Here is a 14,742-nt window from a genome sequence, read left to right as displayed (position 1 = left end):
GTTTTAATTAAAAAAGGCAGTAATTTAATTACTGCCTTTTTATTTTTTGACGTTCAATATTACGTTTTTAACTTATTAAGCTCTGAATCTTGTTGCGTTACAAGCTTGTTGAGTACTTCACTGCTATCGCCTGCTTGTGCCGATAAATCGGATAGCTGCGAAGCTGCATCTGATATAAGTGTTAAATTACGATTTATTTCTTCAGTTACTAAACTTTGCTCTTCAGCTGCCGTGGCAATATGTGTAATTTGATTAGTTATTTCATCAACTTTAACCACTACACTGTGAAGAGCATCAAATGCAATTGAGGTTTCATCAACAGCACTTTGTGCGCGCACTACGCCTTTTTCTATTACAGTTGAGGCATTGCCAACTTCGTGTAACAAACTATCGATCAATTTACTGATATCGTCAGTCGATGAACGCGTTTTAGACGCAAGCGCTCTTACCTCATCAGCAACTACCGCAAAGCCTCGGCCATGTTCACCAGCACGTGCAGCTTCAATTGCCGCATTAAGTGCCAATAAGTTAGTTTGTTCTGAAATGGTACGGATCACATCCAAAATTTGCGTAATATCTTTACTACGCGATGCTACTTTTTCAACCGCTTGGTTAGCTTCTTTAATTTCTTCAGACATAGTTTTAACTTGGCTCATCGCTGACGATAAGCTCGACTCACTACTAACCACTAAGCCATTAATTTCATCTGCCTGCTGCGCTGACTGTTCTGATGCTCTGGCTACTTCGAGTGCTGTTGCGCTCATTTCGTTCATAGCCGTTACCACACTTTCAATTTCTTGAAATTGAGATTGCACATTTTGCTTTGTATCTATGGCAATGTGTTGCGCTATCTCGCCTTGCTGTTTGGTTTGCTCAGACACCGCTTTTAGTTCAGAAATTAAATCACGTAGTTTTGCTAAAAATCGATTAAACCCACCAGCTAATGCAATAAGTTCAGCGTGGCTATCAACATGCAATGTATGCGTTAAATCACCCTCAGAGCTTGCAAGGTTATCAACACGTTGTTGAATTTGTCGAAGCGGTGCAACGATGCCGCCAACCACTAATTTCATTATAACAAATGCAATTGCAGCTATAGCTAAACCGGTTACTAAAATAATAGACCCTAACGATGCTGCAGTTTCTTGCATGTTTTCAGCCAACGCTTCAGGACCTGCGAGCGCAAGTTCTGTTGGTACTTCAATAATTAAAGACCACTGCTTATTGGCAAGTTTAATATTGATAGGGTAATTAACAAGGTACTCGTTATTAACCTTAAAAATACCGCTTTGTCCTTTTGACTTTTCAATATCGTTGTACAGCGATGAGCTAATCGCTTCTTTTAGTGGACGCCCTAGTTTAGTTTTATAATGGCTACTGCCAACAATTAAGCCTATGTCACTCAATAATGTTACTTTTGCTTTACCGTTATAAAGTTGTTTAGAAAGCTGTTCAGTCATCACTTGAAAAGTAGGAAGTGTTAAGTCTACGCCAGCTAAACCAATAAACTGCCCAGATTTTAAAATTGGCACTGTTAATGACGTTAACATTACCGAATCACCGGACGGAATTTCGTAAAGGTAAGGCTCCATAATACATGGTGTGAGCGTATCCTTTGCACATAAGTACCATTCAGCTTCGCGAAGTCCAAATTCGTTCAAATTTGTTATATATTTGTCAGCTGCATTAGCCACTTTTTGCTGTTCTACCGTACCATTCTCGTCCCGAGTAATATAGACTTCGAGCGTGCCATCACCATCAACAGAATGCTTAAAGCCCCGCTGGAATTGAGCATCTTGCCCATCAAAAGCATTAGCTTCGAACTGAGAATAAATAGAAGATAAAAGTGTATTATTTTCTAAAATAGAGCGGTTTATGCTTACAACTGTATCTCTACTTAGCGTATTTTGTTTTGCAGCATCACCAAGTAATGCGGCTAATGAATACGGAACTCGGTAAGCCTCGTTAACAAAGCCAGCAATTCGTTCACCATATACTGCAGCATTGGCATTAAGTTTTTCTTCAACCTCAGCAACGATATACTCTTCAGATTTGCTCGCTAACTGCTCATTGCTTGATGATAATTGCCACCATAAAACACTAGAAAGCACCAATACTGTAATAAATATACTCCCGACGGTAAGCCAGAGTAACTTTTTTGCTAACGATATTTCCCGCATTCCATACACCTTTTGATTAAATCTACAGCTATAGTTTAGTAGTTTTAAAAAATGAAGCTATAAATATCATCAAACAATTTGAATTTAATACAATTAGTTGGGTTTTTACTGCTTTTTCAGGTATGCCGTCGTAATTGTCGCCATTATTAACAAACAAACACTTACCCATAAACACGCACTAAGCCCATATACTTGAAAAACCCAACCAGAAAGCACCGTACCAAGCAAACGCCCTATCGCATTGGCCATATAATAAAAGCCAACGTCGAGTGACACCCCATCATTTTTAGCAAAACTTACTATTAAGTAACTATGCAGCGATGAATTTACAGCAAATACTCCACCAAAAATAAGTAAGCCGATTACAAGCGTAAAATGTACCGCTATATCCAATTGCATCAACAACGCTAAAATGCCAGTTACACCACTTAATAAAACGACCCACCAATACGCTTTTTTGACCGAATGTGAAGTTGAATCACCTTGCCCAGTTATTCGCGGTGCTTGCGATTGCACCAGCCCATAAGCAATTACCCACAAAGCCATAAAGCCGCTGACCCACCAATGATCCCAGTTAAACTGAGCGGCTAAGTAAACAGGTAGTGCAACTACAAACCATACATCGCGCGCCGCAAACAAGCATAAACGCGCTGTACTAAGTAAGTTAATTGCCCGGGATTTAGAAAATAATTCTTTAAACTTAGGTTTGTTTTTAGCTTTACCAATCTCGCCTTTTAAAAAAATTAAACTAATAACCCACGCAACACTAAGTAAAATAATTAGGCTTATTAATGCCCCCACAAAACCAAACACAGTTAGTAATAAGCCGCCTAAAAAAAAGCCCACTCCTTTTAACGCATTTTTAGAGCCGGTAAGTATGGCAATCCATTTATATAATTGGCTTTGCCCTGCATCGTCTTGTGGTACTAAATACTTAATGGCGCTCTTTGCGCTCATTTTATTTAAGTCTTTTGCTATGCCACTCAGTGCTTGCGCTGCCATAACATAGGCAACGGTTAGCCAATCCCCTGGCACGCAAAGCATGGCTAAGGCGACAAGTTGTAGCCCAAGCCCTACATTCATGGTTTTGTTCAACCCTAAATGCGCGCCAAGCCAACCACCTACTAAATTGGTGATCACCCCAAATATTTCATAAAACAAAAACAACATGGCTATCGCAAATGCACCATAACCCAACTGATGAAAATACAGCACCACCAACATGCGTAGCGCACCATCAGTTAAAGTAAATGCCCAATAGTTACCAGTAATTATTAAATATTGCTTTATAGAACTTGGTAAATTAGCTAACTGCGCAAGCATAGCGTTAAACCTTTTAAAACGAGATTAAGCAAAATCACTTTGTGCAACTTTAAGCATTAGCTCAGCAGTACGGTTTGCATAACCCCACTCGTTATCGTACCAAGCGTATAGTTTAAGTTGAGTGTTGTTAATTACCATGGTTGAAAGCGCATCTATGGTGCAGCTGCGCGGATCTGTTTTGTAATCTATAGATACAAGCGGTCTTTCTTCGTAGCCTAAAATACCTTGTAGCTCGTTATTTGCAGCGTCTTTAAACCACGTGTTTACTTCGTCTTGTGTAACACTTCGCTCGAGCTCAAAAACACAATCGGTAATTGATGCGTTAGTAAGAGGTACGCGCACGGCATGGCCGTTTAATTTACCTTTTAGCTCAGGGAAAATATGCGTAATAGCCGTTGCACTACCGGTTGTAGTAGGTATTAAACTTGTACCGCACGAACGCGCACGGCGTAAATCTTTATGAGGGGCATCAATAATCGTTTGAGTATTAGTAATGTCGTGAATAGTAGTCATTGAGCCGTGCTTAATACCCACTTTTTCTTGCAGTACTTTTACTATTGGTGCTAAACAGTTAGTAGTACACGAGGCGGCTGTAACAATTTTATGCTCACTTGGGTTATAAAGATCATCGTTTACCCCCATTACTACATTTAAAATACCGTCTTCTTTTACAGGTGCGGTTACCACAACACGCTTAACGCCTTGTGCTAAATATTGATTTAACAGCTCAGTGGTTTTCATTTTACCGCTGGCCTCTATTACTACATCGCAATCAGACCAATCAGTTTCGTTTATAGTTTTGTTGTTGGTAACTGCAATCGTGTGTTTACCCACACTAAAGCTATTATCATCACTAGAAACCTGTTGTGCTAAGCGCCCGTGTACTGAGTCAAACTCAATTAAATGTGCGTGGGTTTTAGCATCGCCCGCTACATCATTTACTTTAATAAACTCTATTTCTGGCCAATCAACTGCTGCACGCAGAGTCAAACGTCCCATACGGCCAAAACCGTTAATACCTACTTTAATAGTCATAATTAAATACCTTTAATAAGTTAGTTACAGCAGCTAATAATACGTTCAGGGCGATTACCCATAACATTTAAGCGCGTTAAATCGTTTTCATAAAATGAAGGGTTAGCAGTAAGCGTTTGCGTTAATACATTTTTAGCCCACTCTGGCAGGGCTTTATTAATACTGTAATAAACCCATTGATTTTGTTTACGGTCGCTCAACAATCCGCATTGTCTTAACTGCGCTAAATGGCGAGACACTTTAGGTTGGCTTAGCTCAAGTGCAGCAACCAGTTCGCATACACATAGCTCTTCTTGATGGCTAATGAGCAGCATTGCTTTTAAACGCGTATCGTCCGCTAGGCATTTATAAAATTGAAGTGGGTTGAATTGTTCCATATTGTCCTCGCAGTTTTATTGCACATACAATAAAACAAAAATATAATATATGGAATAGTGAATATATGATTTTTTGTATATTCATTTAATGACTCATTTTATTAAACTCCACGCACAAAAAAGCCCAGTGACAAAACCACTGGGCTATTACAGTATTAGTTAACTTAGCAATTAATTAAATAACTGAAAGCTCTACTTCAATATTGCCACGTGTTGCGTTTGAATATGGGCATACTTGGTGTGCTTTATCTACAAGCGTTTGCGCTGCAGCTTTATCCATATCACCTAGTGACACAGCAAGTTTTACTGCAATACCAAAACCGCCTTCAATCGCGCCAATAGATACCTGTGAGTCAATATGTGTGTCGCTTGGTAAATCTATTTTTTCGCTACCCGCTACAAATTTTAGTGCGCCAATAAAACACGCAGCATAACCTGCGGCAAATAATTGCTCTGGGTTAGTGCCTTGTCCGTCGTCTCCGCCTAAACCTTTAGGTGTTGATAAATTTACATCTAAACGACCATCATCAGATTTAGCTACGCCTTCACGGCCGCCAGTTGCAGTTGCTTTTGCAGTGTAAGCTACGTTTTGTAATACATTCATAATGAACTCCAAAGTTTAGTAATTAATTTAGTTTGTGTGCAAAATAATAGAACAAGTAATTAGAGATTGCAAATACTTTGCATGCAAATTAAAATAGCATGTATCGAAATAAAGGATAACGTTATGCCGTTTGAGCAATTAAAGTTAAAAAATCAGTTATGCCATCGGTTATACATGGCATCTAACAGCATTGCGCGTGCGTATCGCGAGCCTTTAAACGAGCTAAATTTAACTTACCCGCAATACGTAGTAATGATGGCGCTGTGGGAGCAAGACGAAATAACAATTGCAGAGCTAATAGATAAAACCGCGATAGACGGCGGTGCTATGACCCAAATACTCAAAAAAATGAGCGACAAATCATTACTGGCTGTTATTAAAGATGAGCACGACAAACGCAAACGCCTAGTGCAGCTAACCCAGCATGGCCAATCACTTAAGTTAAAAGCAGCAGATATTCCTAAAAATATTTTATGTAAATTTGATAGTGTAGATGCAACACAAGCGAAGCAGTTAATGCAGCTGCTCGATTTAGTAGTAAACGACTTAGCCGATTAGGCTCTTAATTTTTAAACAATAAACGTGTTTTAAAAGGTTTTAAAAATGACTCATATTAAAAAATTACTATTAGCAGCGGCGTGTAGCACGGCACTTTTAGGTAGCAACGCTGTAACTGCTAACACCGCTGGCCAAAATGCTGATTTAAAAACAGTAGCCACATTTGATGCGCAGCACCCACCGGGCAACATTGCTATTACCCCATCGGGCAGAAAATTTTTATCTGTACATGGCTTTTTTGGCCAAAAGCAAAAAATTATGGAGCTTTTAAGCGATGGTACAACTAAGCCCTACCCTAATGAAGAATGGGCATACGCGTACAATAACGGTAAAGGTTTTTACGATGTACTTGGCATAAACGTATCAAGCGATGGCGTGTTATGGATGCTTGACACTTCAGGGCCCGATCACGCTGGGCGCTTAGTAGGTTGGGATACAAACAAAGAGCAACTGCACAAAATTATTTATCTGGCTAAACCGACCATTACCGACACCTCGTTTTTAAACGATTTAGTCATCGATAATAAGCATGGCGTTGTATACATTGCCGACACAGCCCAAGGCAGCCAAGCCGCTATTATTACGGTAAACCTTAAAACAGGTGTAGCACGCAGAGTATTACAAAATAGCCATTACACCACAGCCGAAAATATCGATATGGTTATTGATGGGCGCACAATGAGCCTTGGCGGCCAACCTGCCCGCTTAGGTGTTAACCCTATTACGCTTGACCCTAACGAAGACTGGCTTTACTTTGGATCTATGTCGGGCACGTCGGTTTACCGCATTGCCACCAGCGATATAAATAACGAGAGCCTTTGGGCTAAAGCGCTTGAAGACAAAGTTACGCGTTACGGCACTAAGCCAATTTCAGACGGTATTATTGTTGATGGCGGCGGTAACGTATATGTAACCGACATAACCAATGGCGCAATTGGCGTAGTTAAACCCACTGGCAACTACGAAGTATTATTTAAAGACGAACGTTTGAGCTGGCCTGATGGCTTTAGTTACGGGGCTGATCATAAAATATACTTTACCGTTGACGATTTACATAATTCGCCTGTACTTAATAATGGCAAAAATCAAAGCCACGGTAAGTTTAAAGTAATGTCGTTCGAGCCTTTAGTAAAAGGAAAAGTAGGCCGCTAATTTACTTATTAAGTGACTACAGTTTTTAAAAAGCCTTGCACATTTAAGTGACCCAATAGTTGCAGGGCTTTTTGTTAAAAACACACCACACTGGTGCACATTTTAAAAATACATCACCGCTTTGGTGCTAATGCTTTAGTACGTATTTACACTTAAATACTAAATACCTGATTTCTATTCATAAAATATTCAAGTTAATGTTGGCATACTTCTTCCTATAAACTGATGTGTTCAGTGAAAATACCAAGGAAAAACCATGTTCAACTTATACCATACCCTTTACCTTTTATGGCGTTTAGACATTAGCGTTTGGCAAGTTAATGATCCAACAAATACCCATACCACCGCTGACAAAGAGCGCGTCTATGTTAAGTAACATCGTATTGTGTAAAGGCTTGGCATAAAGCTTAAATGTAAAAACCTACTTTAGGCTAAGCTTTTGCACACTATGAAATTTATGTGTACATTTTAATTAAACTTCAAATTAATCATTCAATATAAAAACAACTCCCTTGTAATAAACTCCATATTTAAAAACCTCGAAAAAATTAGTAAAAACACTGCGTTTATAACTTTGCAAGCAGCCCTATTGCGTTGTATTGTTGCACCCTATTGAAAAATTTTAGTTGGAACGTGTATGCACGCTTTAGAAGTTAATTTTGATGGCTTAGTTGGCCCTACTCACAACTACGCTGGTTTATCGTATGGTAATGTTGCCTCGTTAAATAACGCAGCAAGCTTTTCAAATCCTCAAGAGGCTGTGCTTCAAGGCCTTGAAAAAATGAAAGCCATGCACGACAAAGGCCTAACTCAAGGTGTATTTGCCCCTCATGCGCGCCCCGACTTAAACGTACTGCGCCGCTTAGGCTTTACCGGTAACGATGCACAAGTAATTCATAAAGCATTTAAAGCAGATCCTATATTATTACGCGCGTGTTATTCAGCGTCTGCAATGTGGACAGCCAATGCAGCTACGGTATCGCCATCTCCTGATACAACCGACGGCAAAGTACACTTTACTTCAGCTAATTTAAATAATAAGTTTCATCGTTCATTAGAGCCTGCAACCACTACGCGCTTATTAAAAGCGATGTTTAATAACGACAAATACTTTGCGCACCATACCCATTTGCCAGACCAAGGCTTTTTTGGCGACGAAGGCGCAGCAAACCATACTCGTTTTTGTGACAGCCACGGCGAGCAAGGCCTTGAAATGTTTGTATTTGGTGCCAGCGCGTTTAACAGCCAATTACCAAAACCAGCTAAGTTTCCTGCAAGGCAAACACTCGAAGCCTCAGAAGCAATTTGCCGTTTACATAACTTAAAAGATTCAAGCCAAATTTTACTACAGCAAAATCCAGACGTAATAGACCAAGGCGTGTTTCATAACGATGTAATTGCAGTAGGTAACGCCAACGTATTACTGTGCCACCAGCAAGCATTTTTAAACCAAGCTTTGGCATTGCAAGATATTCGCGAAGCGTATGTGGGCAATAAAGAATTTTATATTATTGAAGTACCTACCGATAAAGTAAGCATTACCGACGCTGTAAGTAGTTACTTATTTAATAGCCAGCTAGTGAGCCTTGAAGATGGTTCAATGCTGTTAGTGGCACCACAAGAGTGTAAACGCAACAGCGCAGTTAACGCCTACATTGAAGAAATGATTATGGCTGATAACCCAGTAAACCAAGTACAGTTTTTTGATTTACGCCAAAGTATGCAAAATGGCGGCGGCCCAGCTTGCTTGCGTTTACGTGTAGCTCTTAACGATCAAGAACTTGCTGCAGTAAACCCAGAGGTTATTTTAACTGATACTAAATACACACAACTGTGTGACTGGGCAAAACGTAACTACCGCGACAAATTAGGCGCAAGTGACTTTGCAGACTCAGCCCTACTCACCGAAAGCTACCAAGCACTTGATGAGCTTACCCAACTACTTAATTTAGGTTCAGTGTACGACTTTCAATTAGAAGGTTAATACCTCAGTTAACACAAAGGCTAATACAAAAATAGCGAGCCAAGGCTCGCTATTTTTATTTGTGCTTATGTTTATGTTAATACATATTTAAGCATCTTTGTTAACAGTTACTGCCGACGCCATAGACTCCGATATATGCAGCGTACGCTGCGGAAACGGAATACTCAGCCCTGCGCCTTCAATAGCTTCTTTAACACGTTTGTTTAAATCCCACACAGTTTGCCAATAATCACCATTAACAGCCCACGCACGTAATTGAATGTTTACCGCGCTTTCGCCAATTGAAGTTACCATTACTTTAGGGGCAGGCTCTGCGAGTAATCGGCTCTCTGATGCGGCTAATTCTTTAAGCACATTTAAGCCAACGTCAATAGAGTCGGCATACGAAATACCCACCACTATATCCATTCGTCTTTTGCCATTACGGGTAAAGTTTTTAATATTTCCACCCCATACTTTGCCGTTAGGGGATGCAATATAAAGGCCGTCGGTGGTTTTAAAAATAGTGGTAAATAAGTTTATTTCACTCACAGTACCAAGCGTGCCACTGGCATCAACAAAGTCGCCTATTTTAAAAGGTCTGAGTATTAGCAGCATAATACCCGCAGCAATATTGCTCAGCGTATTTTTAAGGGCTAAACCAATCGCTAAACCAGCAGCACCCATTAGCGCAATTAAACTGGCCGTGTTTACGCCAAAAATATCTAAAATAAATAGCCCGCCAATTATATAAACTAAATAACCAGCAATACTCGATAAAAGAGGAAGCAGCGTACTATCCACTTTTTTTAATGGCGATTTAGCGTTTTTAATCGCTTTTTTAACCGAGCGTGCAATTAAGGCACTCGCAATTAAAATCACCAACGCTAAAATCACTTTGTACCCTAAAGTGATGATTGTTTCTGAATGGCTTTGCCAAAACGCTAAAAGTTTATCTTTCATGTTTGTTCCGATAAATGTTGCTGACACTCAGCAAAATAATGGTTAAATCTAATAAAAATCGACTTCAAAAGAAGTGGCGCGAGTATATAGAATAAAAAATTTAAACCTATCTTTTTTAATCACTTATTTCAATTTTAATAAACGGCCTAAAAACCATGGTTATTAGAATATAAAACACGGCCATTTACGGCTAATTTATAGCGACTATTCAATGTAGGTTAATCGCTTCTTGGTATCCTCGGTTTAAGTTTTTAACGTTCATTAAAGAGGTTATCTATGGCAAAAGAAAAAATAGTACTCATAACCGGCGCTTCAAGTGGCATTGGTGAAGCAACCGCAAAAACCCTTGTAAATAATGGTCATAAAGTAATACTTACCGCTAGACGCGAAGATAAGTTAACTGAGTTAGTAAAGTCGTTAGGCTCAAATAATGCGCTGGGCGTAGCCGCAGATGCAACCGACTTTACCGCGCTTGAAAACGTAGTTACCAAAGGCATTGAAAAGTTTGGCCGATTAGACGTAGCCTTTGCTAACGCGGGTATGGGCGTTTCAACCGCTGGCACCGAAAAAGGCGACCCCGATGAGTGGTCAAGCATGATCGATATAAACATTAAAGCCCTACTGTGGACTGCAAAATTAACACTGCCGCATTTACGCCAAAACAAAGGTCACTTTATATTAACCAGCTCTGCCGCTGGCCGTAAGCCAATTGGCGGCTCTATTTACGGTGCAACTAAATGGTTTGCTTATGGCTTTGGACAAAACTTAGCTGAGGAAATGAGCGAGTGGAACGGCCGCTGCACAACCATAGCCCCAGGCATGGTAAACACCCCATTTTTTGATGACGCTAAACCCGACAAACTCGACCCGCAAGATGTAGCCGACGCCGTACTGTTTGCTATTGAAGCAAACCAGCGAAACAGTGTGCGCGAGATTTATTTAATGCCAACTAATTAACGTTGGCTGGGGAGTTTGACTGTCAGGTTTAATGCTAATGGTGTTAAACCTGATGGTTATTAGTCCTTAGTTTGGGTTAGATGTTAGTAGGTAAGAATGAATTAAAGGTATTGAACATTTAGAGGCTTTGTTAATTGCCAATGCTGCCCTTAAACCATATGTAAGCAAAATATAGAACAACGGCAATATATCCAAAAGAAATAACTAGGTTTACTTTCCAAAGGTTTAGCCAAAAATTGCCTCTGAAATAAGTGCGTTCTCTTACTTTATGATTGAACAATGCTACTGAAGAGGGCACTAATATTAACGCAGACCAACCAAGAATAGGTAACACCATAAACATAACGCCTATGCCTGTTCCTCCTGCTGAAGCGTCGGATGCTTCACCATCAATTGAGGCTAGCATCACGTAGCCTAAAATAAACCCTGCAATCGCAAGTATAAAACCTAAAAGCTGAAATGTTCTCATTATTATCCTAGGGTCTGTTGATCTTTACGGATTAAAATTTGTTCAAATTAGGGGCTATTTAATCGCGGCGCGAGGTTTGTAACCTAGTGGGCTAAGTAAGAACCGAGCAACAAGGAGTAAATAGCCCCTAGGAAGAACCCTTTGGGCAGCGCCTGTTTGGCATTAATGCTGCGTTATCGCCCATTTATGGGGAATAGCCACACTACATAGGCTCTGCCTTGCCTAAATACCAAACAGACTGCTGCAAATTTAACCTTGAAAGATCAACAGACCCTAGGCTCATAACGAGACTGTAAAATAACTCCAACAGCCAAATTCAATTAAAAAACGAGTTCCTGTAATTAACTCTAATCGTTTTTAAAGCATTAGGTAATGCATTTGGAACCCATAAAACAGGCTGTTTTTCTTAAAAAAGAGTAATTCCACAGTCTTAACGTCCACTTGATCGGACAAAAATAGTTGGTTGGGACATGAAACGAGGTAAAACCTAACCAGCTTTTTTATTATATTTAAATTACTTACTAGGCGCGCTTATCTACTCGCCATGGTGGATTAAGCCTGTTTTTCCCCGCCCAATACAGTTTGATTTTATTACCTGATGGATCGTGCAATATTGCTTCACGCCACAGATAACTTTGATCTGTTGGCTCTTGATAAAACTCGATGCCAATAGATTTTAAATCAGATACCCACTGATCAAGTTTTTCATGCTCAAAATAGATTACTACGCCATTTAAAAAACTACCAGTTTCTAATAAAAGTGAAAAGGTTGAGTTTCCGTCAGGACATTCGAAACGGGCATAATGGGGAGTATCGACAATTTGGGTAAAACCTAGTTTTAAATAAAACTCAGTCGCTTTATCCATGTGTTTAACTGGCAATGTAACTTGATTAAGATTCACGAAACCTCCATGTGTGCCTAACGACACTGTAGAATAACTCGTTTTAATTTATTTTTATTGATGGATAAACCATAGCTGAGTTCCTATTTCGGTTCAATCAATTACTGTACTTTTACGCAGCATATAAAGAAATTTTTGATATCGTTTTAATTAGTATTTTAGAAAGGACTACGGGTGTTTAAGTGGCTTTTTATTTAGGTTAAAAGGGCTTCCCCTTCTCAATGCATCGTGTACACAGCCCTTCTATATAATAAACAAAGCAGTACAATTGCCATCGACCTACTGACTTTCTCTTTTTACTTTCACCTTACTAATGTAGCTCAGTTTTTACGTGATTCATTATTTATAAAACCCACTTGCCATCATGATCTAATTGACAATTTCCGTAACAGTTAGGATGGGTGTCAACGCTATTTTGGTTATCAACGCTATTTTGGTTAAACTTACATCAAATTTACATTCGACTTTTTCTCGGTCAATTGTTGACGTTCCTCATCACTTAAATCATCTCTGCGCAACAAAATGTTTAAATGTTTTAACGCTTCTTGTTTTTTACCAAGTTTTACAAAGGCGTCAACGATATGAAGCCTAGAGCTATATGCAGATGGCTCCTGACTGATGTTGTAGCTAAAATACTTAATTGCTTCAGCAGGATTTTCTAAGTAGGTGAGTTGTCCTATGCCTTCATCATACATTTGCCAGGATTTTGGTTCAATTTGATACCCATATAGGGTTGATAGCTTTTTGAAGTGCGCTAGGACACTTTCGTAGCCTTCAACTGATGTTTCATATGGAATAGACCACTGAGGGTACAAACCTCTGAGTGCCCCAATTGTCCCGTAAATCGGTGTATTCTGATGAGGCTCTTCTCGAAAGTATTCAAATTTGTAACGCAGGTTCGGTGTATTTAAATTCGCAAGTTCTCTCTCTATCTTTTGAATCCCTGAGAGCATCTGAACACCTTCTGGGGAATCTGATTCTGGGTTACCTTCATTCCCTATATTCATGTATAGAAAATTTTTGTGCATGGGATTCGTTTTTACGAACTTAATGAGATCGCTAACGGTTTTTCCGCTCTCCCAGAACACAGAGGGACTATTGGCAAAGTGCGCTTGGAACAAGTTTGGCCTTTTATGAAAACTATGTGACACAAGCAGCCCGCCGTATGAATGCCCAGAGAGTATTCTAAATTTTTCTGTCCGATAGTGTTTCTCGATGTATGGGATAACGTCTTGTTCAATAAACGTTAAATACTTATCTGCCCCGCCGCTATGCTCTTCGTAATTTGGATCAGATGTTGGTGTAAAATCTCTGCCTCTGTTGGAAGTAGAGATCCCAACGATGATCATTTGAGGGGCGCTATTGTAGCCATTCAGCGGGGCAAGAACGCCTGATACAAGAGGCAACCCTACAGGTGCATCTAAAGTGTAAAGAACAGGATAACGATAGTTTTGATTGAATTCACTTTCATACTTGAAAGGCAATTGAACATAGATATCAACGGTTTCATTTAACACAGAAGATGAAATTGGTATTTTTTGAAAAGGTAAATGCCGCTCAACAGCATTTTCTTTAAATGAATCCGCATACGCACTAAAGGAAGCCGTGACAATAAAAAAAATCGTGCAGAAATACTTGGTCATTCAATGTCCTTATTTAAATGCTTGTTTAGTAAAAGAAACTCAAGAATAAGGGATTGCTTAGATGGAGTCTAGTCACATGGAAACAATCAAGGTGTTGAAAAAAATTAGCAGCTCCGAATTCTGACACGGACGCTTGTTGCGCTCTTGATACAAATTCCTAAATCATACGAACGAGTGCTTTAGCAGTGGTAGATACCTTCGAATAAGACAATTATTGATCTGTGTTTCGTTTTTTTTGTTTCGATCAGATTGCCCAAATAGGTATTACTTGCTAAGGTCACTACGGCAAAGTCGCTCGGTAATTAGACCGACAGAATCCCTTGGTAATCACACTAATACACAGCGTTAACTTCAGCGATGTTAGATAGAATTTTACACCACTTACATATTGTTCAAATTAAGTGGGAAAGTTATAGGCTCAAAGAAAAGAAACAAGCCTGATTAATGGCGAGCTTCATTATTCAAATGGTGGAGTAAATCACTTTTTGGTTGTTGTTGACAATTATCAAGAAGCAGAAAAAGGTATTAGCAATTATTTGATGAAATATTATAACTGGCATAGACCACGTAACCATAATCAAATGGTTAGCGCTGTTGTAGCAGAAGAAAAATTTAA

The 14,742-nt window shown here is 39.5% G+C and carries 13 protein-coding genes and 1 pseudogene; 5 read left to right on the top strand and 9 right to left on the bottom strand.

Translation table 11 applies throughout. The features are described 5' to 3' along the window. Positions 1-59 precede the first annotated feature (59 nt). The 5 genes from LOS73_RS04745 to LOS73_RS04725 all read right to left on the bottom strand — a co-directional run bounded on the left by LOS73_RS04745 (position 60) and on the right by LOS73_RS04725 (position 5,519). Positions 60-2,180, bottom strand: a complete 2,121-nt coding sequence (locus tag LOS73_RS04745; RefSeq protein WP_149606011.1) for a methyl-accepting chemotaxis protein — start codon at positions 2,178-2,180, stop codon at positions 60-62. Between the two features lie 105 nt (positions 2,181-2,285). Further along, positions 2,286-3,503 (bottom strand): organoarsenical effux MFS transporter ArsJ, encoded by a 1,218-nt coding sequence (arsJ, locus tag LOS73_RS04740; protein WP_457934575.1) that lies wholly within the window; start codon positions 3,501-3,503, stop codon positions 2,286-2,288. A 24-nt stretch (positions 3,504-3,527) separates the two neighbouring features. Beyond that, on the bottom strand, positions 3,528-4,538 hold the full coding sequence (locus LOS73_RS04735; protein WP_457934574.1) for an ArsJ-associated glyceraldehyde-3-phosphate dehydrogenase: 1,011 nt from the start codon (positions 4,536-4,538) through the stop codon (positions 3,528-3,530). A 20-nt stretch (positions 4,539-4,558) separates the two neighbouring features. Then, positions 4,559-4,915, bottom strand: a complete 357-nt coding sequence (locus LOS73_RS04730) for a metalloregulator ArsR/SmtB family transcription factor (RefSeq protein ID WP_457934573.1) — start codon at positions 4,913-4,915, stop codon at positions 4,559-4,561. A 175-nt stretch (positions 4,916-5,090) separates the two neighbouring features. Further along, complete coding sequence (locus LOS73_RS04725; protein WP_024611591.1) at positions 5,091-5,519, bottom strand: organic hydroperoxide resistance protein; 429 nt, start codon at positions 5,517-5,519, stop codon at positions 5,091-5,093. Between the two features lie 123 nt (positions 5,520-5,642). Here LOS73_RS04725 and LOS73_RS04720 point away from each other — a divergent pair, with 123 nt between their 5' ends. From LOS73_RS04720 to astB, 3 genes are all read left to right on the top strand, one after another. Then, positions 5,643-6,077: a MarR family winged helix-turn-helix transcriptional regulator gene (locus tag LOS73_RS04720; RefSeq protein ID WP_039486559.1), complete on the top strand. Its 435-nt coding sequence runs from the start codon at positions 5,643-5,645 to the stop codon at positions 6,075-6,077. 45 nt (positions 6,078-6,122) lie between these two features. Then, complete coding sequence (locus LOS73_RS04715; protein WP_342864774.1) at positions 6,123-7,229, top strand: L-dopachrome tautomerase-related protein; 1,107 nt, start codon at positions 6,123-6,125, stop codon at positions 7,227-7,229. A 637-nt stretch (positions 7,230-7,866) separates the two neighbouring features. Next, positions 7,867-9,213, top strand: coding sequence for an N-succinylarginine dihydrolase (astB, locus tag LOS73_RS04710; RefSeq protein WP_306724937.1), 1,347 nt, complete (start codon positions 7,867-7,869; stop codon positions 9,211-9,213). A gap of 87 nt (positions 9,214-9,300) precedes the next feature. Here astB and LOS73_RS04705 read toward each other — a convergent pair whose 3' ends face one another. Then, positions 9,301-10,155 (bottom strand): mechanosensitive ion channel family protein, encoded by an 855-nt coding sequence (locus tag LOS73_RS04705; protein ID WP_457934572.1) that lies wholly within the window; start codon positions 10,153-10,155, stop codon positions 9,301-9,303. Between the two features lie 276 nt (positions 10,156-10,431). On the opposite strand from LOS73_RS04705, the gene LOS73_RS04700 reads away from it, so the two are divergent. Continuing rightward, a complete protein-coding gene (locus LOS73_RS04700; RefSeq protein ID WP_457934571.1) occupies positions 10,432-11,112 on the top strand; it encodes an SDR family oxidoreductase in 681 nt (226 codons plus the stop codon). A 130-nt stretch (positions 11,113-11,242) separates the two neighbouring features. Here LOS73_RS04700 and LOS73_RS04695 read toward each other — a convergent pair whose 3' ends face one another. From LOS73_RS04695 to LOS73_RS04685, 3 genes are all read right to left on the bottom strand, one after another. Then, positions 11,243-11,581, bottom strand: coding sequence for a carbon starvation protein CstA (locus tag LOS73_RS04695; RefSeq protein WP_457934570.1), 339 nt, complete (start codon positions 11,579-11,581; stop codon positions 11,243-11,245). Positions 11,582-12,102: 521 nt separating this feature from the next. Then, complete coding sequence (locus tag LOS73_RS04690) at positions 12,103-12,483, bottom strand: VOC family protein (RefSeq protein ID WP_096794277.1); 381 nt, start codon at positions 12,481-12,483, stop codon at positions 12,103-12,105. 443 nt (positions 12,484-12,926) lie between these two features. After that, positions 12,927-14,126, bottom strand: a complete 1,200-nt coding sequence (locus tag LOS73_RS04685) for an alpha/beta hydrolase-fold protein (protein ID WP_050484113.1) — start codon at positions 14,124-14,126, stop codon at positions 12,927-12,929. Positions 14,127-14,468: 342 nt separating this feature from the next. On the opposite strand from LOS73_RS04685, the pseudogene LOS73_RS04680 reads away from it, so the two are divergent. After that, positions 14,469-14,567 (top strand): annotated as a pseudogene (locus LOS73_RS04680) (ATP-binding protein); the annotation flags it as partial. Between the last annotated feature and the right edge of the window lie 175 nt (positions 14,568-14,742).

Source organism: Pseudoalteromonas sp. SCSIO 43210 (assembly GCF_054133285.1).
The sequence above is the reverse complement of the archived record's forward strand: the minus strand, read 5'-3'. Positions and strand labels throughout refer to the sequence as shown.